The 23,613-nt window shown below is 62.5% G+C and carries 21 protein-coding genes, 4 tRNA genes, 1 other RNA gene and 1 riboswitch; of the genes, 16 read left to right on the top strand and 10 right to left on the bottom strand.

What is annotated here, in order from left to right:
* Window positions 1-134 precede the first annotated feature (134 nt).
* Window positions 135-833, top strand: a complete 699-nt coding sequence (gene pyrF, locus EL255_RS11705) for an orotidine-5'-phosphate decarboxylase (protein WP_042652347.1) — start codon at window positions 135-137, stop codon at window positions 831-833.
* Window positions 834-952: 119 nt separating this feature from the next.
* Here the strand turns inward: pyrF and rrtA are convergent, their stop codons facing one another.
* Complete coding sequence (rrtA, locus tag EL255_RS11700; protein WP_197720886.1) at window positions 953-1,531, bottom strand: rhombosortase; 579 nt, start codon at window positions 1,529-1,531, stop codon at window positions 953-955.
* Here rrtA and EL255_RS11695 point away from each other — a divergent pair.
* The 5 genes from EL255_RS11695 to EL255_RS11675 all read left to right on the top strand — a co-directional run bounded on the left by EL255_RS11695 (window position 1,530) and on the right by EL255_RS11675 (window position 4,402).
* Complete coding sequence (locus EL255_RS11695; protein ID WP_042652345.1) at window positions 1,530-2,141, top strand: tRNA-uridine aminocarboxypropyltransferase; 612 nt, start codon at window positions 1,530-1,532, stop codon at window positions 2,139-2,141. The genes rrtA and EL255_RS11695 overlap by 2 nt on opposite strands.
* A 28-nt stretch (window positions 2,142-2,169) precedes the next feature.
* On the top strand, window positions 2,170-2,877 hold the full coding sequence (gene queC / locus EL255_RS11690; protein ID WP_042652522.1) for a 7-cyano-7-deazaguanine synthase QueC: 708 nt from the start codon (window positions 2,170-2,172) through the stop codon (window positions 2,875-2,877).
* Window positions 2,878-2,938: 61 nt separating this feature from the next.
* Window positions 2,939-3,610, top strand: a complete 672-nt coding sequence (queE, locus tag EL255_RS11685; protein ID WP_042652344.1) for a 7-carboxy-7-deazaguanine synthase QueE — start codon at window positions 2,939-2,941, stop codon at window positions 3,608-3,610.
* Window position 3,611: 1 nt separating this feature from the next.
* The gene (locus EL255_RS11680) at window positions 3,612-3,842 is read left to right on the top strand and encodes a DUF3820 family protein (protein ID WP_042652343.1); all 231 of its coding nucleotides are present in this window, start codon (window positions 3,612-3,614) and stop codon (window positions 3,840-3,842) included.
* Complete coding sequence (locus EL255_RS11675) at window positions 3,839-4,402, top strand: cob(I)yrinic acid a,c-diamide adenosyltransferase (RefSeq protein WP_042652342.1); 564 nt, start codon at window positions 3,839-3,841, stop codon at window positions 4,400-4,402. The genes EL255_RS11680 and EL255_RS11675 overlap by 4 nt, the downstream gene beginning before the upstream one ends.
* A 71-nt stretch (window positions 4,403-4,473) precedes the next feature.
* Here the strand turns inward: EL255_RS11675 and EL255_RS11670 are convergent, their stop codons facing one another.
* Window positions 4,474-4,878, bottom strand: a complete 405-nt coding sequence (locus EL255_RS11670) for an H-NS family histone-like protein (protein WP_042652341.1) — start codon at window positions 4,876-4,878, stop codon at window positions 4,474-4,476.
* Window positions 4,879-5,199: 321 nt separating this feature from the next.
* Window positions 5,200-5,371: riboswitch (Lysine riboswitch) on the top strand.
* A gap of 86 nt (window positions 5,372-5,457) precedes the next feature.
* On the opposite strand from EL255_RS11670, the gene EL255_RS11665 reads away from it, so the two are divergent.
* Window positions 5,458-7,038 carry a Na+/H+ antiporter NhaC family protein gene (locus tag EL255_RS11665; protein WP_042652340.1) on the top strand — a complete coding sequence of 527 codons (1,581 nt, stop codon included), beginning with the start codon at window positions 5,458-5,460 and terminating at the stop codon, window positions 7,036-7,038.
* 87 nt (window positions 7,039-7,125) lie between these two features.
* The gene (locus tag EL255_RS11660) at window positions 7,126-7,707 is read left to right on the top strand and encodes a thymidine kinase (RefSeq protein WP_042652339.1); all 582 of its coding nucleotides are present in this window, start codon (window positions 7,126-7,128) and stop codon (window positions 7,705-7,707) included.
* A gap of 58 nt (window positions 7,708-7,765) precedes the next feature.
* Here EL255_RS11660 and EL255_RS11655 read toward each other — a convergent pair whose 3' ends face one another.
* Window positions 7,766-9,103, bottom strand: a complete 1,338-nt coding sequence (locus EL255_RS11655; RefSeq protein WP_042652338.1) for a flavohemoglobin expression-modulating QEGLA motif protein — start codon at window positions 9,101-9,103, stop codon at window positions 7,766-7,768.
* A gap of 158 nt (window positions 9,104-9,261) precedes the next feature.
* On the opposite strand from EL255_RS11655, the gene EL255_RS11650 reads away from it, so the two are divergent.
* The 3 genes from EL255_RS11650 to EL255_RS11640 all read left to right on the top strand — a co-directional run bounded on the left by EL255_RS11650 (window position 9,262) and on the right by EL255_RS11640 (window position 10,134).
* Window positions 9,262-9,717 carry a type III secretion system chaperone family protein gene (locus EL255_RS11650; protein ID WP_084228281.1) on the top strand — a complete coding sequence of 152 codons (456 nt, stop codon included), beginning with the start codon at window positions 9,262-9,264 and terminating at the stop codon, window positions 9,715-9,717.
* A 145-nt stretch (window positions 9,718-9,862) separates the two neighbouring features.
* Window positions 9,863-9,950: transfer RNA gene (locus EL255_RS11645), tRNA-Ser, on the top strand.
* A gap of 54 nt (window positions 9,951-10,004) precedes the next feature.
* A non-coding RNA gene (locus EL255_RS11640) (RtT sRNA) lies at window positions 10,005-10,134 on the top strand.
* A gap of 306 nt (window positions 10,135-10,440) precedes the next feature.
* Here the strand turns inward: EL255_RS11640 and katG are convergent.
* From katG to EL255_RS11620, 4 genes are all read right to left on the bottom strand, one after another.
* Window positions 10,441-12,615 (bottom strand): catalase/peroxidase HPI, encoded by a 2,175-nt coding sequence (gene katG / locus EL255_RS11635; protein WP_042652336.1) that lies wholly within the window; start codon window positions 12,613-12,615, stop codon window positions 10,441-10,443.
* Window positions 12,616-13,352: 737 nt separating this feature from the next.
* Window positions 13,353-13,428 (bottom strand) — tRNA-His (locus EL255_RS11630).
* Window positions 13,429-13,477: 49 nt separating this feature from the next.
* Window positions 13,478-13,554: transfer RNA gene (locus EL255_RS11625), tRNA-Arg, on the bottom strand.
* Between the two features lie 37 nt (window positions 13,555-13,591).
* Window positions 13,592-13,668 (bottom strand) — tRNA-Pro (locus EL255_RS11620).
* A 204-nt stretch (window positions 13,669-13,872) separates the two neighbouring features.
* On the opposite strand from EL255_RS11620, the gene folD reads away from it, so the two are divergent.
* Entirely contained in the window at window positions 13,873-14,730 is an 858-nt protein-coding gene (gene folD / locus EL255_RS11615) for a bifunctional methylenetetrahydrofolate dehydrogenase/methenyltetrahydrofolate cyclohydrolase FolD (RefSeq protein WP_042652335.1), read from the top strand.
* Between the two features lie 111 nt (window positions 14,731-14,841).
* On the opposite strand, the gene EL255_RS11610 is transcribed toward folD, so the two are convergent.
* The 3 genes from EL255_RS11610 to EL255_RS11600 all read right to left on the bottom strand — a co-directional run bounded on the left by EL255_RS11610 (window position 14,842) and on the right by EL255_RS11600 (window position 18,145).
* Entirely contained in the window at window positions 14,842-16,005 is a 1,164-nt protein-coding gene (locus EL255_RS11610; protein WP_042652334.1) for a trans-sulfuration enzyme family protein, read from the bottom strand.
* Between the two features lie 111 nt (window positions 16,006-16,116).
* Window positions 16,117-17,160 carry an isopenicillin N synthase family dioxygenase gene (locus tag EL255_RS11605; protein ID WP_042652333.1) on the bottom strand — a complete coding sequence of 348 codons (1,044 nt, stop codon included), beginning with the start codon at window positions 17,158-17,160 and terminating at the stop codon, window positions 16,117-16,119.
* 346 nt (window positions 17,161-17,506) lie between these two features.
* Window positions 17,507-18,145, bottom strand: a complete 639-nt coding sequence (locus tag EL255_RS11600) for an NAD(P)-dependent oxidoreductase (RefSeq protein ID WP_042652332.1) — start codon at window positions 18,143-18,145, stop codon at window positions 17,507-17,509.
* Window positions 18,146-18,246: 101 nt separating this feature from the next.
* On the opposite strand from EL255_RS11600, the gene EL255_RS11595 reads away from it, so the two are divergent.
* The 4 genes from EL255_RS11595 (at window position 18,247) to EL255_RS11580 (ending at window position 23,575) form a co-directional block, all read left to right on the top strand.
* The gene (locus EL255_RS11595) at window positions 18,247-19,155 is read left to right on the top strand and encodes a LysR family transcriptional regulator (protein ID WP_042652331.1); all 909 of its coding nucleotides are present in this window, start codon (window positions 18,247-18,249) and stop codon (window positions 19,153-19,155) included.
* A gap of 199 nt (window positions 19,156-19,354) precedes the next feature.
* On the top strand, window positions 19,355-20,263 hold the full coding sequence (locus EL255_RS11590) for an AraC family transcriptional regulator (RefSeq protein ID WP_042652330.1): 909 nt from the start codon (window positions 19,355-19,357) through the stop codon (window positions 20,261-20,263).
* A 283-nt stretch (window positions 20,264-20,546) separates the two neighbouring features.
* Window positions 20,547-22,691 (top strand): TonB-dependent siderophore receptor, encoded by a 2,145-nt coding sequence (locus EL255_RS11585; protein ID WP_042652329.1) that lies wholly within the window; start codon window positions 20,547-20,549, stop codon window positions 22,689-22,691.
* A 41-nt stretch (window positions 22,692-22,732) separates the two neighbouring features.
* Window positions 22,733-23,575: a siderophore ferric iron reductase gene (locus EL255_RS11580; RefSeq protein ID WP_084228279.1), complete on the top strand. Its 843-nt coding sequence runs from the start codon at window positions 22,733-22,735 to the stop codon at window positions 23,573-23,575.
* Window positions 23,576-23,613 lie beyond the last annotated feature (38 nt).

Raw genomic sequence — 23,613 nt, 5'->3', positions numbered from 1 at the left:
AGCGCCCAAGTGCCTCAGGCTGGGCCTTGGCCTAGACGATGAATCGCTGCTCAGAAAAATGATGAAATACCAGATCCCAGGGCCTCAAGCTGAGCCTTGGTCTGGACGGTGAACAACAACCCATAGGAAGTGAAATGCTAGATCCCAAAGTACTGGTTGCGCTGGACTATCAGCACGAGGCCGATGCCTTCGCCTTCATTGAACAGATCTCCCCGGCCCAGTGCCGCCTCAAGGTAGGCAAGGAGATGTTCACCCTGTTTGGCCCCCAATTCGTACGTCAGCTGGTCGCCAAGGGATTCGATGTGTTTCTGGATCTGAAGTTTCACGACATTCCGAACACAGTCGCCAAGGCGGTGGCGGCCAGTGCCGAGCTGGGCGTCTGGATGGTGAACGTCCACGCCAGCGGGGGCGAGCGCATGATGCGGGCCGCCAAAGAAGCGCTCGCGCCCTATGGCGACAAGGCGCCCCTGTTGATCGGCGTGACAGTGCTGACCAGCATGGAGCAGTCCGATATGGCGCCCCTCGGCCTCAGCGTCGGCCCGGCCGAGCAGGTGATCCGGCTGGCCAAGCTCACCAAGGAGGCTGGCTTGGATGGGGTGGTCTGCTCCGCCGAGGAGGCCCATGAGTTGAAAACCTTGCTCGGGGCCGACTTCAAGCTGGTCACGCCGGGCATTCGCCCGACCGGCTCGGCGGCGGGGGATCAGCGCCGCGTCATGACGCCGCTGGCGGCGATAGAGGCGGGGGCAGATTACCTGGTGATAGGGCGTCCCATCACCCAGGCCGCCGATCCGGCCGCGGTGCTGGCCAGCATCAACGCCGAGTTGAGCCGATAAGACCTGGATGACAACAGGCCGGATTGAACATCCGGCCTGTTGTCTGTGGAACGGTAGCGATGCGGGGAGATACGGTGATCAGACCCTGAGCGGTCTGGCCGCCCGGCCATCAGTTGGGCTCAGGGCTTGACGGTCTGGGCACCCAGACCGAATGGCAGCAGGCCGAGCAACAGGCCTGCGGCTGAGCCAATCAGATGTGATTCGATGTGAACCCGGGCGCCGATCAGCAGGGAGGCCGGGCTCTCACCGGCGCTGTAGAAGTCCAGTCCGAGCTTGATGAGGATCCCCAGCAACATCAGCCAGCCCGAATGGCGGCGATGGCGGATATCCTGCAAGGCGCCCCACACGAAGAGCCCATGCAAGGCGCCGGACAACCCCATGTACCACTGGGTCTGCGGGCACCACCACCAGATCCCCAGGCCGACGGCCGTTCCCAGCAGCAAGAGCAGCACGGGCAGGCGCCAGCCCGCCAGGTACTCGCGAAACAGGCTGTAGAGCACGCCCAGGCCGCTCAGATTGAGCAGCAGGTGCCATCCGTTGGTGTGGGCCAGATTGCCTGTTATGATGCGCCACCCTTCGCCATGGGCTATCAGGGTACGATCGAAGGAGATCAGGTGATTTGGTACTGTGAGGAAGAGCAAGGCAGTGACGAGCGAAAGCGTGATGACCCAGAGCAAACCCGATTTTTCTGACAACATGAAACGGTCCAACGACAAAGAGAGCCGTTACTGTACACGCTGCACCCGAGCCCTCAAAGCCTGCCTGTGTGATTATATTCAGCAGGTGACCCATCTTGCCCCGCTCCACATTCTGCAGCATCCGACCGAGGTGGCTCACCCCAAGGGCACGGCCGCCCTGCTGGCTGCCTCCCTCAGCCAGGCCCGCATTCATGTGGGGGAGAGCTTCGCCGATGCCGACTGGCTCAATGCCCTGCTCGCTGATCCCAAGGTGCAATGCTATTTGCTGTGGCCAGACGATCAGGCCCTGACCCTGGCGCAGGTGCGCGAGCGCATCCCGCCAGCCCATGAGGTGCATTTTATCCTGCTCGATGGTACCTGGCGCAAGGCGTATCGCATGTTGCACAGCAACCCGGCCCTGCTGCAGTTGCCGAGGATCAAACTCGGCGCCATGGCGGGTCAATATTCCATTCGCAAGAAGCCGTTCCCCGAGGCGCTGTCGACCCTGGAGGCGGGCTACCATCTGTTATCCCAGTGGGAGGGGGAGCCCGAGCGCTTCGCCCCGCTGATGAACCTCTTTTCCCAGTTGAACCAGCAGTGGCATGACTTTGCACAAGGTCGCCGCGCTTGAATCTGAATTGCAAACAGGAGTGATGAACGTGAAAAAAGCCGTCGTGGTATTCAGTGGTGGTCAGGACAGTACCACCTGCCTGGTGCAGGCCCTGGCCCGCTATGATGAAGTGCACGCCATCACCTTCGACTATGGCCAGCGCCACCGGGAGGAGATCGACACCGCTCGCCGTCTGGCCAGCGAGTTTGGCATCGCCGCTCACAAGGTGATGGATGTGACCATGCTGGGGGAGCTGGCGGTTTCGGCCCTGACCCGGGACGAGATCCCGGTCAGCGGCGAGCTGCAGGACAACGGCCTGCCCAACACCTTCGTGCCGGGCCGCAACATCCTGTTTCTGACCCTGGCCTCCATCTACGCCTATCAGGTCGGCGCCGAGACGGTGATCACCGGGGTCTGCGAGACCGACTTCTCCGGTTACCCGGATTGCCGCGACGAGTTCGTCAAGGCGCTCAACCAAGCGGTCTCCCTTGGGTTGGATCGCGGCATTCGCTTCGAGACGCCGCTGATGTGGCTCGACAAGGCCGAAACCTGGGCGCTGGCGGATCATTATGGTCAGCTCGACAGGGTGCGCCAGCAGACGCTCACCTGCTACAACGGCATCCTGGGGGATGGCTGTGGCAGCTGTCCCGCCTGCGAGCTGCGCAGCCGTGGCTTGAACCATTATCTGGCCGATCGGGTCGGGGTCATGGCCCGCCTGCGTGAGAAAACCGGGCTGGGTGAGAAAAGCGGATCCTGAGCCTGCGTCTTGCCCCGGTTTGGGGTATAATCCGCGCCTTTTGCAACAAGCCGTGATCAGCATGCACTACCCAATCAACGAGATCTTCCAGACCATCCAGGGGGAGGGCGTCTTCACCGGCCTGCCCGCCATCTTCGTTCGCCTGCAGGGCTGCCCGGTGGGCTGTCCCTGGTGTGACACCCGTCATACCTGGGTGGTGGATCCGGCGCGTGAGGTGGGCAGTAGCGAGGTGCTTGATCGTTCCAACGAGTCCGATGGCTGGAGCAAGATGAGCACGGTGCAGATCCTGGCCAGCTTCGAGACGCTGGGTTACCGGGCCCGCCACGTGGTGTTAACCGGTGGTGAGCCCTGCCTGTATGACCTGCATGAGCTATCAGCGGCCTTGCTGGCGGCGGGGTATCAGGTGCAGATCGAGACCAGTGGTACCAGCGAGATCCAGACCCACGACGACACTTGGGTCACCGTCTCTCCCAAGATAGGCATGAAGGGGGGCTTGCCGGTGCTGGTGTCGGCGCTCGAGCGTGCCAACGAGATCAAGCACCCGGTGGCCACTGAACGCCATATCGAGGAGCTCGACGCCTTGCTGGCGACGGCCAGCCTGCGTCCCGATGTGATGATAGCGCTGCAGCCCATCAGCCAGAAGCCCAGGGCGACCGAGCTGGCCATGGCGACCTGTATCGCCCGTAATTGGCGGCTCTCCATCCAGACCCACAAATATCTGAATATTGATTAATATGGATGGATTATCTGACGAGCGGGTATTGCTCAGCCTGGCGAAGAAGATGCCATACGGTAAATATCAGGGGCGACGCATCATCGATATTCCCGAGCCCTATCTGGTGTGGATGGCACGGACAGGTTTTCCAGCCGGTAGCCTGGGCCAGTCATTGGCGCTGGCGTACGAGATCAAGCTCAATGGGCTGGAGACCATGATTATTCCCATTATTAACAGGATGTCAGTATGAGAATATATACCCGACAAGGGGACAAGGGCCTCACCCGTCTGGCGGACGGTGCCCAGCTTGCCAAAGATGATATGCGGGTCGAGACCTATGGCGCCGTGGATGAATTGAATTCCCAGATAGGTCTGCTTATTGCCGAAATACCGTCGCAAGAGGCGGTGTTATTGGCCCAGCTGGTGCAGTTGCAGCAGGAGTTGTTTGATCTGGGCGGGGAGCTGGCTTTTTCCAGTGCGGCGCAGAATGCCAGCCTGTGGCAAGTCAACGAGGACTGGACCGCCAGACTCGAGCAACAGATCGATGCCTATAGCGCCCAGTTGCCGGTATTGCGCAATTTCATTTTACCGAGCGGCTCACGGGCGGCGGCACAGGCTCATGTGGTGCGTACCCTGACCCGGCGCTGCGAGCGCCTGCTGCTGGGCTTGAGCCGTGCAGAGCAGGTGAATCCGGCCATCCTGCCTTATCTGAACAGGCTGAGTGACTGGTTCTTCACCGTGGCCAGATACCTGCTGGCCTGCACCGGCACCCCCGAGGTGTTGTGGGTCAAGGCGGCCGATCGGGGCTGAGTGACCACCATCTACGGAAATAAAAAAACCTCGCCAGGCGAGGTTTTTTTATTTGAACAATACGGGATGCATCAGATGGCAAAATCTTCCACGGATTTCCCTTCGGCCACGGCCTTGGCAATGGCGGAGGGCATGCGACCCTGACCGGTCCAGGTTTTTTCCACCCCGTTATCCAGATAACGATATTTGGCGGGGCGGGGCGCTCGCTTGCCCTTGCCGGCCTTGGGAGCATCGATGGCAACACTACCCACTAATTCGGCTGGATCTATGCCTGCGGCCTTCAACATCTCGGCATATTCGGTAATTTTTCGCTGGTGCTCTGCACGGGCCTGACGCTCGGCGGATTCATCCTGCTGGCGCTCGGTGACGATGGCGGTGAGTTTTTCCAGACCCTCTTCCAGTTGTTCCAGAGTCAATTCACGGCAAGTCGCCCGCAGGCTACGGATATTCAGCAGGACTTTCAGAAATTCGTTCATATAGGCTACCACGCGCGCAGGAATATTAAGGAAATGAGATGTGCTTTTCGATAATTTAAAGGGTGGTTTGGCATCAAGTCAAGCAAACTGAATTAATTAATTCGGCAGGTAAATTAAGCCAGGTGAATAATTGGCGGGAAGATATAGCATCGGTATTGAGGTTGTCATCTCCAAATGAGATTCAAGTAGATGAAAATGTTGTCTATATTGGATTGTTCGCACCATTTGACTACCATTTTGCGTAAGATCCCTGCACTAACATTGAATTTTAATCAAAAAACTTGCTATCACGCGGTGTCCCGATAAAATGTGCCCCGAATACCTTTAAGTAGAGGCGCGCTGCCTATGAGTAACCGAGCGGAGGGTGATGCCTGCGATGCTCGATGAAAGGAGCCGGCGCCGAAGTGACCAGGCCATCATACCGGGTTGCTGGTTCTGCATCTAATAGGTGCAGGACTGCCATAGTCATCCACTATGGAGCGCTACCTGAAGGGGCTGAGGAGTATGCCCGCCCCGGGTTTTGTTTCTTTAGATCCTCTCGGTAGATCTCCACCTGCTGTCTTTAGGTGCAAAGAGATCATGGACATCGTTCATTACGCCGACTCCGGTTGGTCAGTCATTCCCCCTTTATTGGCCGTCGCCCTGGCGATCATCACCCGTCGCGTTCTGGTGTCGCTGGGGGTCGGTATCGTGGCCGGCAGCCTGCTGCTCAACCAGTTCTCCCCGCTCGATTCCCTGCATTACATGCTGAATACCGTGCTCAAGATCGTCTGGGTCGACGGTGCGTTGAACCGTGACAACGTCAACATGATCCTGTTCATGTTGCTGCTGGGCGGTCTCATCAGCCTGATGAGCGTCTCCGGTGCGACCCGGGCCTTCGCCGAGTGGGCCGAGCGCCGTGCCAAGACCCGCAAGGGGGCCAAGGCCCTCACCGGCATGATGGTGTTTGCCTTCTTCATCGATGACTTCTTCCACAGCCTGTCGGTGGGGGCCATCTGCCGTCCGGTCACCGATCGCTTCCAGATCTCCCGCGCCAAGCTGGCCTATCTGCTCGACTCCACCGCCGCACCGGTCTGCGTGCTGATGCCCATCTCCTCCTGGGGGGCCTACATCATCGCCCTGGTGGGGGGTATCATGGCGGCCCATGGCCTGACCGATCAGAGTCCCATCTCCGCCTTCGTCGAGATGATCCCGATGAACCTCTATGCCGTGTTCACCCTGATCATGGTACTGGTGGTGATCGCGTTCCAGCTCGACATCGGCTCCATGCGTCAGCATGAGCAGTGGGCGCTGGAGGGCAAGCTGTGGGACGAGTCCAAGGGCCGTCCCATCGGGCTGGACATGGAGTCTCCGGAGGAGAGCAATGGCGGCATGATCGACATGGTGCTGCCGATCCTGACCCTGACCCTGGCGACCGTCTACTTCATGATCGATTCCGGCGCCGCCGTGTTGGAGGGCAAAGGCCTGCCGTTCAGTGTGCTCGGCTCGTTCGAGAACACCAATGTCGGCTCCTCCCTGGTCTACGGTGCCCTGTGCAGCCTGGTGGTCTCCATCGGTCTGGCCATGCGCCTCAAGCTTGGGGCCAGAAACTGGATGAAGGCCGCACCGCAAGGGATCATGGCCATGTTGCCGGCGATCAACATACTGCTGTTCGCCTGGACCATAGGCGCCGTGGTGCGTGACGTGGAGACCGGCAAGTATCTGGCCTCCATGGCCAATGGCAACCTGCCGATCGAAGTGCTGCCGGCGGTGGTGTTCATCCTCTCCTGTGCCATGGCCTTTGCCACCGGTACCAGCTGGGGCACCTTCGGCATCATGCTGCCGCTGGCCGGCGACATGGCGGCCGCCAGCGACATCAGCCTGATGCTGCCGATGCTGGCCGCGGTGCTGGCGGGCTCGGTGTTCGGCGATCACAGCTCGCCCATCTCCAGTACCAGCATACTGTCGGCCACCGGCGCCGGCTGCCATCACATCGATCACGTGATGACCCAGTTGCCCTATGCGCTGGCCATCGCCTTCGGTGCCGCGCTCGGTTACCTGGTGATGGGGCTGATGCACTCGGTGCTGGCGGGCTTCACGGTCAGCGCGCTCTGGTTCGTGATCTTCTCCGGCTACCATCTGCGCAAGGCCCGGATCCAGCGAGACCTGGCTATCGCATAAAATAGAACAAGGGGCCCACGGGCCCCTTGGTTTTGGCGGGGGCTTTGGTTAGCATGCGCCCCATAAATTCAGTTTCGGAACAGCACCATGGCTTCACTGCACTACAAATTTGCCACCATGAACTCAGGCAAGTCCACCCAGCTCATCCAGGCCCACTTCAACTACCTGGAGCGCGGCATGGTTCCGCTGGCCATGACGCCCGTCATCGACGATCGCTTCGGGGCCGGGGTGATCAGCGCCAGAGTGGGGCTGGAGCTGAAGGTGGAGGTGTTCAGTGACAGCTGCGATCTGCTCGAGATGGTCAAGGCTCGTCACGGCGAGAAGAAGATCGATGTGTTCATCGTCGACGAGGCGCAGTTCCTGACCCGCGAGCAGGTGTACCAGCTCGCCCGCATCGTCGATGAGCTCAAGATCCCGGTCATCGCCTATGGCCTCAAGACCGATTTTCGGGGGGAGCTGTTCCCCGGCTCCTACCATCTGCTCTGCCTGGCCGACAAGTTCGAGGAGCTGAAAAGCATCTGCTGGTGCGGCAACAAGGCGCACATGAACTCCAGAGTCAACGAGGCGGGGCAGGTGATGCGTGACGGCGAGCAGGTGGAGATCGGCGGCAACGATCGCTATGTGTCGCTTTGCCGCAAGCACTACCTGGATGGCCAGGCCTTCAAGTAACCGAGCATGCAAAGCAAAAGGGCGCCGACAGGGCGCCCTTCTTGCATCCGCGGGTGGCTCAGTCTATCTCGATGTCCACCGGCGCTATGATGGGATCGGCCACCGGCAGGCGGTGGAACAGCTGACGAAAATGCTGCTGCACCCGGCCTATGTCCACCAGCGACATGCCGGAGGCGAAGCCGAACCAGACATAGAGGCCGGTGAGATCGCGGAACATGGGGGGCAGGTAGCGGGGCGCATCGATCAGCCCCTCCAGGTAGTGTTGGTAGAGCACCGGGATGTCGTCCAGGGTCACCTTGCCCACGAACAGCATGGGCAGGATCTCGGGCACCCCCTCCAGCACGGCGCTGCGGATGAAGTTGACCGTCTCCACATAGCCCTTCACGTAGGAGAGATCCTTGGTGAAGCAGGCGCCCCCCTCGACCATGCCGCCGCGAAACACCCGCTGGGTGATCTTGTAGGCATCGTGCTCGCTGGCCCCCTTTTCGACGAAATGGCGGAACACCTCGATGAAGTCGGCGCCACGCTCCGCCATGTCGATGGCCATCACCCGATCCGAGATACGTTTGGCCCTGTCCGGGAAGGAGCTGAAGGTGAGCGTCTCGATGAGCACCGCCAATCCCTCCTGGCAGGCGGTGATGCGCGGCGAACCCGCTCCGAGCCAGGTGGCATAGGATTGCTGGCGACCGTTGAGGGTGGTGCCGACATGCACCCAGCCCTCGTGCACCTCCAGCACCTGCAGGTCCAGCTCGGAGAAACGGGCGTGGGAGCTCAGCTTGATATAATCCCCCCCGGCGGCGGCGTCCGAGACGATGCCATCGCTCAGCTTGACCTGCACTGTGCCGTCGCTGAAGTAGTTCGACAGCTTGCCCTGTAGCTTGGCTACCGCCGCTTCCCCCTCAAACTCCTTGGGGTAGGGGCGTACCAGGTGGCGGGCGCCGGGCAGCGAGAAGATGTCGCACAGCCTGGCACCCAGCTCCTTGAGGGTCTTGCGATCCCCGCGCAGGTGGTCGCTGGCGGAGCCGTACAGCAGCTGGCTGTAACGCTGGAAGTCCGGCTGCCCGCGCTGGCGCAGCATCTCGATCACCACCATGTACTGATCGACCGTCTCTTGCAGGATCCGGCCCAGATCGTCCTGAGGGCCGAGTCGTCGGCGGATCCTGTCCCTCAGCTCCTTGAGCTCCAGATACTTGTTGCGCGGATCGAAGCCGAGGGGGAGGGCCTGATAGAAGTTGGCGTCGATGGCCGGCAACTCTCGTCCGCCCTTGGCCAGAAACTCGGTCTGCAGGTGGCGGGGCCACTTGATGGAATCCAGGATGCGGATGGGCTTTTGCAGGGCAAGCAATTCATCCGAGAGGGACTTCAGATGCAGGCGATATTTTTCTTGGATGGTCATCGGGCCCCCTGTGGGGCGAGTGTGAGGCGAGAATGGCTGAGTATATGCATAGCGCTTGCCAAAAAGAAGCGAGACGCCGGCTTATCCGGCCTGTGTACTTTTGGTTGTCGGAAAATTGGTTTAGACTGCGCCCCTTGATCCTTATTGTGTTCGTGAAAATGATGAATATCCCCAGCTCTGAAATGATAATGCGGTGGTTGCAACAGGCCAGGATCGAGCACTATGTGTGCGATCAGTGTCATGGCATCCACATGGTGTCCCTGCAGTCTGTCGAGGGTATCCAGGAGAGCCGGATCTTTGTCGAAGAGGAAGGGCTGCTGTTCTCATCCGAACTGGAGGTCCGCCCCTCGTCGCTGCTGCCAGTGATGGCCGAGCTGGGTCGCCTCAACATGCAATATCCCTCGCTCAAGGTGTTCCTCGACATCATCGACGACAACCTGCCGCGCCTCATCGTGGGCCATACCGTCTTCACCAAGGCGGGGCTGAGCGTGGAGCAGTTCCTGCTGTTCGTCGAGAGCACCACGGCGGCGACCCACGAAGTGGTGGCCGAATGTGAGCGGCTGGGCTTCCTGAACCTGCCAGAAATCCAGGTCGCACCTGAATCGGTGCATTGATCTGTTCGTTAAATGTGCGAACGGTTCGTGGCAGCCAAAAAGCCGTTGACGCAGGCGGGGCTTTCCCCTAAATTACGCCCCGTTCCGGTGCAATGGCGCAACGAACCGGTGTTGGCTGAACACCTTAAACAACAGACAAAAATTTGGTGAGGTGTCCGAGTGGCTGAAGGAGCACGCCTGGAAAGTGTGTATACGGCAACGTATCGAGGGTTCGAATCCCTCCCTCACCGCCAAATTGAAAAACCGACCTCAGGGTCGGTTTTTCGCATCCGGGAACACCACATTCCCTGATGCCAATAGAGGGAGGGTGAGAACCCTCGCCCGGGTTCGAGCAGAGCAGCTTGCTGCGATGAACGGCCGTAGGCCGCCCCGAAGGGGTGAGCCACGCAGTGGCGAATCATCCCTCCCTCACCGCCAAATAAAGTAAGAGGGCCTGTCGCAAGACAGGCCCTCTTACTTTTTCCGGTGACGGGCGGCTCGGTTCGAACCCTGTTCGACAAGCGGGCAGGATAGCCCGCTTGGACAGCTGAAGGCTGCCCGCAGGGCGAGTGCCAGGGATGGTGCGAGTCAATCCCGGCCTATCGCCAAATAGCAAAACCCGACCATATGGTCGGGCTTTTTGCATTGGGGCCTGTCTAGTCCATCAAAAACAACGCTCCGATGCCCGCGATGGCCTGAATGCCATCCGCGGAAACCGGAGCGTTGGTCGCTACTCTTTCAAACTCAGGCCAGATCGAAGCGATCCAGGTTCATCACCTTGGTCCAGGCCGCCACGAAGTCCTTCACGAATTTCTCCTTCGCATCGGCGCTGGCGTAGACCTCGGCCAGTGCCCGCAGCTGGGAGTTCGAGCCGAACACGAGATCGACGCGCGTCCCCGTCCACTTCGCCTTGCCCGTCTTGCGATCTATTCCCTCGTAGACGCCTTTGACGCCGGCCGGCTTCCACTCCGTGCCCATGTCGAGCAGGTTGACGAAGAAGTCGTTGGAGAGCGTCCCGGGGGTCGAGGTCAGGATCCCGTGTTTGGCGCCGGCGTTGGCCCCCAGCATGCGCAGGCCACCGACCAGCACCGTCATCTCGGGCGCGGTGAGCGTCAGCAGCTGTGCCTTGTCGACCAGCATGGCTTCCGAGAGCTCCGCGTAGTCGCCGCCCAGATAGTTGCGGAAACCGTCTGCGAGGGGTTCCAGCACGGCGAACGCCTCGACGTCGGTCTGTGCCTGGGAGGCGTCCATGCGGCCTGGCCTGAACGGCACCGTCACCACGACACCGGCTTTCTTCGCCGCCAGTTCGACGCCGGAACCGCCCGCGATCACGATCAGATCGGCCAGGGATACCCGCTTGCCGCCCTTGGCCTCCTTGTTAAAGTCCGCCTGGATACCCTCGAGCACCTTCAGCACCTTCGCCAACTGTGCCGGCTGGTTGGCTTCCCACTGGTTTTGCGGGGCGAGCCGGATGCGCGCACCGTTGGCGCCGCCGCGTTTGTCTGAGCCACGGAAGCTCGAGGCCGCAGCCCATGCGGTCGACGCCAGCTCGGCGACGGACAGGGAGGAGGCGAGGATCTTCTCCTTGAGCGCGGCGACGTCTTTGTCATCGACCAGCTCGTGATTGACGGCGGGGATGGGGTCTTGCCAGATCAACTCTTCCTTCGGCACTTCCGGGCCCAGATAACGAGCCACGGGGCCCATGTCGCGGTGGGTCAACTTGAACCAGGCACGGGCGAAAGCGTCGGCGAAGGCCTGCGGATCCTCGTAGAAGTGGCGGGAGATCTTGCCGAATTCCGGATCGAACCGCAGGGTCAAGTCGGTGGTCAGCATGGTCGGCTTGTGGAACTTGCCCGGGATATGGGCATCGGGAATGATCTCCGGTGCATCCTTGGCCACCCACTGCTTGGCGCCAGCCGGTGACTTGGTCAGCTCCCACTCGTAGTTGAACAGGTTCTCGAAGAAGTTGTTGCTCCACAGCGCCGGGGTCTTGGTCCAGGTCACCTCGATGCCGCTGGAGATGGTGTCCTTGCCATGGCCGCTGCCGTAATTGCTCACCCAGCCGAGGCCCTGGGCTTCCAGGGGCGCGGCTTCCGGCTCGGGCCCCTTGTGGGACTCGGGGGCGGCGCCGTGGGCCTTGCCGAAGGTGTGGCCACCGGCAATGAGGGCGACCGTCTCTTCGTCATTCATGGCCATGCGGCCGAAGGTGGAGCGGATGTCTTTGGCCGCCTCCATGTAGTCGCCGCTGGCATTGGGGCCTTCGGGGTTGACGTAGATCAGCCCCATGTGGGTGGCACCAAAGGGGGCCGCAAGCTCGCGGTCGCCTTTGACCCGATCGGGATCAACCCCGAGCCAGGCGATCTCATCGCCCCAGTTGACGTCCTGATCCGGCTCCCACACGTCCGCGCGGCCACCGCCAAAACCGAAGGTTCTGAAGCCCATCGACTCCAGGGCGACGTTGCCGGCGAGGATCAGCAGATCGGCCCAGGAGATCTGGCTGCCGTACTTCTGCTTGATGGGCCAGAGCAGGCGCCGTGACTTGTCGATGTTGACGTTGTCGGGCCAGCTGTTGAGGGGGGCGAAGCGTTGCTGGCCGCGGCCGCCGCCGCCGCGGCCATCTGTGGTGCGATAGGTCCCCGCGGCGTGCCAGGCCATGCGGATGAACTGCGGTCCGTAGTGGCCGAAGTCCGCCGGCCACCACTCCTGAGAGTCGGTCATCAGCCTGACCAGGTCTTTCTTGAGCGCCTTGTAGTCAAGGCTCTCGAACGCCTTGACGTAATCGAAGTCTTTGTCCATGGGATCGGAGCTGGAGGAATGCTGGTGCAGAAGATCCAGCCGCAGCTGGCTCGGCCACCAGTCCCGATTGGTTCTGCCGACGCCGGCGGTGTGGTTGAAGGGGCATTTGCTTTCTTCACTCATCTCAGTCTCTCCTTGGCTGTCGTTTGTAAGGCTAACAACTCATTATGGGGAAGATTTCCACTTTGCTATCTGTGGTTATTGCACGGCCGTCGTCATCACCTGGCAGGGCCATTATCCATTAATCCTTATTTATCAGTATGTTGTTCATTTGTTTCGCGCCTGGCGCGCGAAGAATTGGATTAAGCCTATCTATTTTAACAATATATTCACGATTGCTACCCCCAGGTGGCGCAGCGTCCCCGATAACTCTTGATCCGGCTCTCTTGCACCCTCACCGCGGTGCCCAGCATGGCTCTGCCTGGGCGAGCGCTCCCGGTTGGCAATATGTGAACAGAATGCATGCGTTCCTGCAGCAATAGCACAGTGCCAAGCGGCAAAGTTTGCGCTGCGTCATGGTGCCTAGGGATAGGTCAGGCAGGGAGTATGGCCCAGTTCATTTCTGTGACCTCAGGCTAACTACATGAATCATTAGTTATTTTGGCGATGCTCTTGCCGGGATAGAGGATGGGTCCAGAGGCGCTTAGCGCGGTGCCGACAGGATCAGGCAGAGGGACATACGCGCAGGGGAGGGCACGGCGGGCAGGAGAGAAAGAGGAAGAGGGCGGCTGGCGGTTTCGCAAATGCCGGCGCCAAAAACAAAAAAACCGGCACATGGCCGGTTCTTGAGCGTGCGACGAGGCGTGCACGCGGTCAGTCAGACTGATCTCTGTTGGCGCTAAGGCACAAACAGAAAATAATGGGGTGGCTGATGGGGCTCGAACCCACGACAACCGGAATCACAATCCGGGACTCTACCAACTGAGCTACAGCCACCACTGAAATTGTCCGTTAATGAACACCCCCAGACGAGGGTAAACATTAATGGTGCGCCCTGCAGGATTCGAACCTGCGACCCACGGCTTAGAAGGCCGTTGCTCTATCCGACTGAGCTAAGGGCGCTCTGTATCGAGAAGTCTATCTGACACCTCGATGAACTTGGTCGGTGATAAAGGATTCGAACCTTTGACCCTCTGGTCCCAAACCAGATGCGCTACCGGGCTGCGCTAATCACCGAGAAATTATCCGTCCAGCATACTCAGAGCGAGGCGGCTGGGCAACGGGCGGGCATCATACCCAAGCGACAAACGCAGCGTCAACGACTTTTTCCGTCAGTAAATTCAAATGCCTACTTATTGCCCGCCCAGCGCGAGCCGCTAACATCCGTGCCAAAAAAATGCGACAATGCGCGGCAGTTGAACACATGGTGAGTGAAGAACGATGTCTGCCAAAATCATTGATGGAAAACAGGTTGCGCAAACGATTCGCAGTCAGGTCGCTGCGAAGGTCCAACAGCGGTTGGCCTTGGGCAAGCGGGCGCCGGGGTTGGCGGTGATCTTGGTCGGGATGGATCCGGCCTCTCAGGTCTATGTCGGCAGCAAGCGCCGCGCCTGTGAAGAGGTGGGCTTTGTCTCCCGCTCCTATGACTTGAGTGCCACCGCGAGTCAGGCAGAGTTGCTGGCCTTGATCGATCGGCTCAATGAGGACGCAGAAGTGGATGGGATCCTGGTGCAATTGCCCCTGCCGGCCCATTGCGACACGACCCAGGTGCTGGAGCGCATTCGTCCCGACAAGGATGTGGATGGCTTCCACCCCTATAACGTGGGCCGCTTGGCACAACGCATCCCGGCGCTGCGCCCCTGCACCCCCAAGGGCATCATGACCCTGATCGAGGCGACCGGGGTCAAGACCCACGGCCTGCATGCGGTGGTGGTCGGTGCTTCCAATATCGTGGGACGTCCTATGACCCTGGAGCTGCTGCTGGCGGGCTGCACCACCACCACCTGCCATCGCTTCACCCAGGATCTGGAGACCCAGGTTCGCCGCGCCGATCTGCTGGTGGTGGCGGTGGGCAAGCCGAACTTCATTCCCGGTGAATGGATCAAGCCGGGCGCCTTGGTGATCGACGTGGGCATCAACCGCCTGGCCGACGGCTCCCTGGTCGGGGATGTGGAGTTTGAAACGGCGCGCAGCCACGCCGCCTTCATCACACCGGTACCCGGTGGGGTGGGCCCCATGACGGTGGCCAGCCTGATGGAGAACACCCTGAGCGCCTGTCAGGACTATCACGACGCCTGATCGGCACGAGCGCCCTCGCCGCGCACGCGAGGGGCGATGCAAGATAAAAGGGAAGGCCTGGCCTTCCCTTTATTGTTTCCGATCATCCATATCCCCTTCGCAGGGGGGCTCTCAACTGATGGCCAGGGCCGCCGCCAGATCGGCGATCAGATCGTCGGCATCCTCCACCCCTATGCTGAAGCGGATGAGATCATCATTCACCCCGGCCGCCAGCCGGCTCGCCTCGTCCATGGCGGCGTGGGTGGTGCTGGCCGGGTGGCAGGCCAGGCTCTCGAGATCGCCGAGGCTCACCGCCTGCACGAACAACTGCAGGTTGTCGAGCAGGGTGGCGCAGCGCTTGAATCCCCCCTCCAGCTCTATGCTCACCATGCCGCCGAAGCCGCTGGCGAAGGCGCCGAGGGCGTCGTGACCCGGGTGGCTGGCGAGTCCCGGGTAGATCACCTTCTTCACCGCCGGGTGGGCGGCGAGGAAGTCGGCGACTCTCTGGGCGTTGTGCAGATGGGCATCCATGCGCAGCGGCAGTGTCTTGACCCCCCGTTGCAGCAGGTAGGCCTCCTGCGGCCCTATGGGGGAGCCGATGTGCTTGAGTGCCACTGTACGAATGGTTTTCATCAGTTCGTGGCGGCCGGCCACCACCCCGGCGATGATGTCGCCATGGCCGCCCAGGTACTTGGTGCCACTGTGCATCACGACATCGATGCCAAGCTCCAGGGGGCGCAGCAGATAGGGGGTGAGGAAGGTGTTGTCACAGACGCTGATGGCGCTCACCTTGCGGGCCGCCTCGACCACCACCCGCGGATCCACCACCTTGAGGGTGGGGTTGGTCAGCGTTTCGAACAGCACCACCTTGGTGGCGGGGCTGATGTTGGCCAAGAGATCCTGATCGCTGTCGTAGGCGGAGACCCTGATGCCGGCGCGGCTGAAGGTCTGCTTGAGGAAGGCATCGGTGCCGCCGTAGAGCGGGCCTATGTAGGCCACCTCATCGCCGCTGTCTGCCAGGGCATAGAGGATGGCGCTCACCGCTGCCATGCCGCTCGCCAGCACCAGCGCCTCGTCGGCCCCCTCCAGCGCCGCGAGTTTTTGCTCCAGCTCGGCGGTGGTGGGGTTGCCGAAGCGGCTGTAGATGAAGCCGGGGGCCTGGCCAGCGAACCGCTCCTTGCCCGCCTGGGCGTTGACGTAGCTGAAGGTGCTGCTCTGGTAGAGCGGGGTGGTGAGGGCGCCGGTCTGGGGATCGATCCGCTGGCCGCTGTGCACGCTCATGGTCTTGAATTTCATCGCTTTACTCCGTGTTGCCAGGCTCTGGCTGATCTGCTTGTTTTAGGTTTGCCGGGGGACGCAGTGACATCCCCCGTCGAATGGAATGGCAGGGAGGCAGGCTCCCCTGGGTCAGGCCGGCTCGGGCTCCCGCCGCACTGTATTCTGTGTCTGCTCCGAAGCATAGTGGCGGGCCGCCACATCCGGGTGGGAGCGCAGCCGCCCCTTGAGCACGTTCTCCCCAACCTGATAGAAGAGCGGGTTGGCGGGATCGCTCTCGGGTCCCTCGGCCTGGGCCGCCAGCGCCAGCGCCGGCGACAGGCTCAGCCGCGGCACTGTGGCATCGAGTCTGGCCGCCATGAAGAAGGCGCAGGAGAGGCGCGATACCCCGGGCGGCGGGCTCTGTACTCGATGCAGGGTCGCCTTGAGGTAGCCGTTCGAGGCAAGCTCCAGCAGCTCGCCGATGTTGACCACCAGGGCCCCCGGCAGGGGCGGCGCCGGGATCCAGCCCGCGGCGCTCTCCACTTCGAGCCCGGAGTGATCGTCCTGCATCACCAGGGTCAGGTAGCCCGGATCCTTGTGGGCACCGACCCCCTGGGCGCTGCCGCCAGCCTCGCGCCCCGGATAGTGGATGAGCTTCATGTGCTGATAGGGGCCGCCGGCTATGCTGGCATCGAACACCCCCTGCGGCTGTTCCAGCACCTCGGCGAAGGCCGAGAGCAGGTTGAGGGTGATGTCGGTCAAGCGTGCCTGCCAGGCCAGCAACTGGTCCTTCATCCCGGGCAGGGCGGCGGGCCACTGGTTGGGGCCGATCAGCCGCTGCCAGGGTTGGCTAATGTCGTCTGGATTGAGCGCCGCTGCCTCCCCCATGATATCGAACTGCTCGCGCCGATCCGGCCGGGCCCGGGTCAACTCGGCACCTACCTGGTTGTAGCCGCGAAAATGGGGGCTGTGCACCATCTGCACCGCGCGCTTCTGCTGCTCGGGCAGGGCGAAGAAGCGGGCCGCCAGCGCCAGGGTCTCTTTCTGCTGCGCCTCGCTCAGACCATGGCCGGTCAGATAGAAGAAGCCCACCTCTCGTGCCGCCTGGCCCAGCTTGGCCAGCATCTGGCGACGAGCCTCGGGGGCGCCACCCAGGGCGGCATAGTCGATGATTGGCAGTGATGAATGTTCCATGTGCACCTCTTCCTGTCCCAGTGGCGGGGTATTGGTCCCGCTGACGAAATGTCGGTATCCGGCTGGCTGGCACCGCATGGCGCCAATTGGCTTGAGGTGATGCTACGGTTCTGGGTTATAAGACGGAAACAACAAAATATTCTTAGTTATATACAAAAATCGAAATAGAATTCGAATCCTGTGCGGATTTCACTCTGGTTTGCCGTGCGAAGCTGGCGAATGCCCAGTGCCGGGGAGGGAAGACGGGGTGCGGGCAAGGTCGGGTGGGGGGCGTGGTGAGGCCGCTCTGCGGCAAGTGAGATAAAGGTGATCAGGGAGGTGTAGGTCTCCCTGATCATGGGCCGGATCAGTAGCCCAGGGTAAAGCGCTGGCGCAGGTGGGCCGGCTTCTCCACTTCGTCGAGGATCCCATCGGCCAGATCCCCCACCGTGATCCCGGCAGGCTGGTCGCCGCTAAACAGCACCCGATCGTCCCCGAGTCGATAGCCACCGCGCTTCTCGCCGGGCTCGAGGAACACCGGCGGAGAGACGAAGCGCCAGTCGAGGGCGGTTTCACGGCGCAGGGCGGTGAGACCGTCGCGGGCCGCCAGGGCGCCCTGCTTCCACTCGGCCGGGAAGTCCGGGGTATCTACCAGCTGCACCCCGGGGGCTATCTCCAGGCTGCCGGCGCCGCCGACCACCAGCAGCCAGCTGTGGGCGGTCACGGCCGCCGCTATGATGGCCTTGGCTCCCTTGAGGTACTGATCATGGATGTCGGGCGCGGCCCAGCCCGGGTTGTAGGCGCTGATCACCCTGTCGTGCCCCTTGAGCACCTCGGCCAGTGCCTGCGGGTCCTGGGCATCCACGGCGACGGCGGTGACCAGCGGGTGGGGCTTGATCTTGCTGAGATCACGGACGATGGCGGTGACGCTGTGGCCACGGTTGATGGCGTTGTTGAGGATGGCTGTACCGACAAAACCGCTGGCACCGATCAGGGCAATTTTCATGGGGGATTCTCCTTCACTGTTGGAATGAGCTCATCCTACGCCCCCGGATATGATTTAATAATCCATCATAAAATACATTCACTTGTAAGCTGGATTTAATAATGGAACAGCTCAGACGCTACGCCATCTTCGCCGCCGTGGTGGAGGCGGGCAGCATGACGGGGGCCGCCAAGGCCCTCGGCATGACCCCCTCCGCCGTCAGCCAGCACATCAGCCAGCTGGAGAGCCTGCTCGGCCTCAGCCTGCTGCACCGCTCCACCCGCCGGCTCAACCTGACCGAGGCGGGGGAGGTGGTGTGGCAGGGATGCCAGTCGCTGCAACAGACCCTGAACCAGACCGAGTTGCGGCTCTCGGAGGTGCGCGACAGCCTGCTCGGCGAGGTGCGGATCACCGCGCCGGTGGGCATGGCGGGCCAGCCGCTGGCCCGGGCCCTGTCGCCGCTGCTGCAGGCCCATCCCGGCCTCTGCATCCAGATCATCGCCGACGACGAGAAGCGGGATCTCATCAAGGATCGCATCGACGTGGCGCTGCGGGTCGGCAGCCTGTCCGACTCCAGCCTGGTGGCGCGCAGATTGGGGCAGACCCGCATGTTGCTGTGCGCCTCGCCCGCCTATCTGGCGCGCAAGGGCAGCCCGCGCAGCCCGGCCGATCTGCTGGCCCACGATTGGCTGGCGGCGGAGATGCAGAGCGGGGGGCTGACCCTGTTCGATGAGAAGGGGCAGGGGCACAGGGTCAAGCCCAAGCCACGGGTGCTGTGCATCAACGTCTTGCCGCTGCGCCAGTTCACCCTGGCGGGGCAGGGGGTGTCGCTGCAACCCGAGGGGGAGATCGCCGAGGATCTGGCCCTTGGTCGCCTGCTGGAGCTGCTGCCCGGCTACCGGGTGGCGCCGATGGAGATCCACGCCATCACCCCCCAGCGGGAGATCCTGGAGAAGGTGCGGCGGGTGATCGATGCCCTGCGCAGCCACTTCGCCGAGGGGCAGGGCGCCGCCTCATCCCGCCCGCTATGAGTCTGCGGGATGGCCAAGTGCAGGGGGCACAGCGGTTGAAGCACATGGCTATCGCCCTGAGCGGTCAAGCCCGTGGGGGGCGGCAGAGCCCCTTCATGGCTGGCAGTGTCGGCAGAAGGCTTGCCGCCGGCACCACGGCCATGTTTAATGGGCCCACTTGGACAGCCACTGCCCGTGCCGGCAGAGATCCGAGCCCATCATGACATCCGCTCCCCCCGTTTTGCCGGGCCCTGTGCCCCAGGCCCGCTCCCACTTCACCCGCATCGAGCGGGTGCTCGACTACATCCACACCCATCTGGATGAGCCGCTGTCGCTGGAGCAGCTGGCCGAGCAGAGCTGCTGGTCCCGCTGGCAGTTGCAGCGGGTGTTCCTGCACGAGACTGGGCTGACGGTGGCCCACTATGTGCGCGAGCTCAAGCTGAGCCTGGCGGCGGAGGCCCTGCTCTCGAGCCGGCAGCGGGTGCTGGATCTGGCGCTGATCTACGGCTTCGGCTCCGAGGTGAGCTTCAGCCGAGCCTTCAAGCAGCAGTTTGGCTGCTCGCCGCTGGCCTACCGCAAGCGCGGCGTGCGGCTGGGGCTGCGCACTCCCCTGGTGCGGGCACCCATGCCGCTCGCGAGCATGCCCAGACTGGTACAGGTGCGGGTCGAGAGCCGGCCTGGCTTCACTCTGCAGGGGGTCAAGGGGCAGATCCGCGGCCTGTTCGCCGACGAGCCCGATTTTCAGCAGACGGTGCCCGCCATCTGGCGTGCCGTGCGGGAGGCCGGCGGTCTGCCCGCCGCCAGCGACTGGCTCGGGGTGGTGGATGTGTCGGAGGCGGGGGCGTCACTGCCCTACTGGGCGGGGGTGGCGGTCGAGGAGGGGACGGCGCTGCCGGCGGGGCTGGCCCGTCTGACGGTGCCGCCTCAGGAGTATGCGGTGCTCAGCCACGTGGGTCCCATAGCGCGGCTGGCGGAGACCCTCAACTGGTTCATCCTGCACTGGCTGCCCGCCTCCTGTTACCGGGGGCTGGATGGCTTCGAGCTGGAGCGCTACGCCCCTCATTTCGATGGCCAGCAGGCCGATGCCCGCATGGAGTACTGGCTGCCCATCGCCCCCTGCCAGGACTGAGTCCTGGCACCCCCATTAGCTCCATCCCCTCGGGGCACAGGCACGAAGCCGCCTAGATGTTGATAACAAACCCAATAAACGCCCGCCCTCAGAAAAGATAGCCATTTGAATTCATAGCCCTTTCTCATCGACGCAACATGTTGTCGACTGAGGCTGTTCTCGCCCATTTTTCCCCTCTCTGCCTGCCAACATGCCCCAAATTGTTAATTCAGGGGCAAAATAGAACAATAAAATACAAATGAGATTTGTTACTATTCACATGCAGTAGGCAGTCGAGGATCAGATGCAACTTGTTCACCCCCCATTGACCGTGGTCGCCGCGACCATTTCCGCCCTGTTGGCAGGCTCAGCACTGGCCGCCGCCCCCCTGGAGTCCCAGGAGGGTGCGGTCGACGAGACCCTGATCGTGCTGGGTCAGACCTATCGCAACACCGCGACCAAGACCCAGCTTGATCCCATCGAGACGCCCCAGGCCATCTCGGTGGTCGACAGCGAGACCCTGGAGCAGCGGGGCGTCAGTTCGGTGAGCGAGGCGCTGCGCTACGTGCCGGGGGTCAACACCGAGCTGCGCGGCGGGGCTGTCAACCGGCTGGACCTGTTCAACATCCGCGGCTTTGACAACTACCAGAGCTTCTATGACGGCCTGCTGCTGCAGTACAACGAGTGGAACCTGCAACCCCAGATAGATCCGGTGGCCATAGAGCAGCTGGAGGTGTTCAAGGGGCCGACCTCGGTGCTGTACGGCAGCATGCCGCCCGGCGGCATGGTCAATCTGATCGCCAAGCGCCCGCAGCGGGAAGCCAAGCACAGCGTCAGCCTGGCCACGGGGACCGGCACCCTCAAGGAGATGACCCTCGACAGCACCGGCGCCATCAATGAGCAGCTCGCCTACCGCGTGGTGGGGCTGGCCCGCCAGAAGGAGGGGCAGGCGGTGACCTCGGAAGAGGAGCGCTATGTCTTTGCGCCCTCCCTGGACTGGCAGCTCGGCGAGCGCACCCTGCTCAACCTGAACCTCTACTACCAGAAGGATCCCGAGGCGGGCATCTACACCACGGTGCCGGCCAGCGGCTCGGTCAAGAGCAACCCCCTGGGGCAGCTGGGCAGCGATACCTTCCTCGGCGACGAGAACTGGAATGAGTACAACCGGGACGTGACCCTGCTCGGCTACAAGCTGAGCCACGACTTCAGCGACAACTGGCAGGTGCTGCAAAACGCCCGCTACATGGACGCCTCGGCCTATCAGCGCAATACCTACAACGCGCCGCTGGCGGCGGACAACCGCACCCTGGCTCGCAACGCCTACCTGACGGATGAAGACTCGAGGGGCTTCGTCATCGACAACCAGCTGGCGGGCAAGCTGCAGACCGGCGCGGCCCAGCACAACCTGTTGCTCGGGCTCGACTACCAGTATCTGGATGCGCACATCCTCTACCAGGACACGCTCGACTACTCGGCGCCCCCCATCGATATCTTCAACCCGAACCACGACCAGATAGTGCCGGACTCCCTGAGCTTCCCTTATCAGGATAAAAAGACTATTCGCCAGTCCCAGACCGGCGTCTATCTGCAGGATCAGGTGCGTCTGGACCGGCTGGTGGCCATCGGCGGCGCCCGCTATGACAGCTACCGGATGGACACCGACAGCGACACCCTCTACCAGGGCGCCGCCAGCCAGTCCCTCGCCCGGATCGATCAGGACAATCTCTCCTTCCGCCTCGGCGCCCTCTACGAGCTCGATTACGGCTTCTCGCCCTACGTCAGCTATGCCGAGAGCTTCGAGCCGGTGCCGGGGGCGGACAAGAGCGGCAAGGCCTTCGACCCCTCCACCGGTCAGCAGTGGGAGGGGGGGCTCAAGTTCCTCTCCGAGGATATGAGCAAGACCTTCACCGTGGCCGCCTTCCACATCACCAAGGAGAACGCCCTGGTGATGGATCCGGACAACATCTACGGGCCCAAGCTGCAGACCGGCGAGATCGTCTCCAAGGGGATAGAGCTGGAAGGGCGGGCCGACCTCACCAATAACCTGGATCTGGCGCTGAGCTATACCCGCCAGGACATGGAGATCACCAGGGACACCACAGACTTGCAGGGCAAGACCCCGGTCTGGGTGCCCAAGCAGATGGCGTCGCTCTGGAGCAACTATCAGGCGGGCGGCAGCCTGCAAGGGATGCGCATCGGCGCCGGCCTGCGCTACGTGGGGGAGGCCCAGCTCGACGCCGCCAACACCGACACAGTGCCGGATTATGTGCTGATGGACATGTCCGCCTCCTATGATCTCGCCGCCCTCAGCGCGAGCCTGAAGGGGGTGGGGGCATCCCTCAGCGCGAGCAACCTGTTCAACAAGACCTACTACTCCTGCTACGACCAGAACAACTGCTGGTTCGGCGCCGAGCGTAACGTGGAGGCTCGACTCAAATACGTATTCTAAGCCTGCGCCCCGGCCAGACGCCGGGGCCCTCTCATCACGGGATGCCGGCGCGTGGCGGCTCCTCTGGCAGCACGCCGCCGGGGTTCGGTGGTCTGACCGCCCATCGGCAGGCCCGTCACCAGGCGGAGCACGATGCCCTGTTCGCCGCCGCCGTGCAGCTCATTCCCTCCCTCAAGGGGCGGCTGGTGGCCGGGGAGATGCCGCTGTTGGCGATGGCTGGTGTCGACATGGCCCCCGGCGCTGTGACGCTGGCGCTGCACGATCACTGGCGGCTGGCACACCCGGAGGCGGGCCCCGCCTACTGGCTGACCCGCAGCTGGGGCATGCTCTGCTGGCAATCCATCTACCTCGCCATGGTCGCCGTCTATCGGATTGGCGCCGTGCCCGCCCTGGATCGGATGGGGCAGGGCTATAACGCAGGGCTGGTGTCGGGTTTCAGTCTGCCACTGGTGCCCATGATCAAGGGCGAGCGGGAGGTGCTGATCGAGGCGGCGGGCAGGCGGCTGCGCCGTCATTGGCAGGCGCTGTTCGAGGCGATGGCCAGCGGGCAGCGGCTGAGGCCCGGTTTCGTGCGCCCGCTCTTGGCGGACGATCTGCTGGCGGCCCTGGTGCGGGTACCGGATTTCTTCGACGAGGTGAGCCGCGAACAGGTCGCGGCCGATGCGCCGCTCTGGCTGGCCGCCTGCGGCCTGCCGGCCGAGCATCTGGCGGGTTGGCGCCTGGCGGTGGATCCGGCCGGTGGGGCGAGCGCCGCTCCCGGCTATGTGCGCCAGCGCTGCTGCCTGCACCACAAGCGCAGCGACGGCAGCCTGTGCGACAACTGCCCAAGGCAGCAGGATCCTCAGGCCCACTGTGGCGATGGGGTGGCGCACGCACAGGAATAAAGGATTGAACGGTTGGTAGGGCCGCCCTTGGGCGGCCT

The organism is Aeromonas encheleia (assembly GCF_900637545.1).
GTDB lineage: Bacteria > Pseudomonadota > Gammaproteobacteria > Enterobacterales > Aeromonadaceae > Aeromonas > Aeromonas encheleia.
The sequence above is the reverse complement of the archived record's forward strand: the minus strand, read 5'-3'. Positions and strand labels throughout refer to the sequence as shown.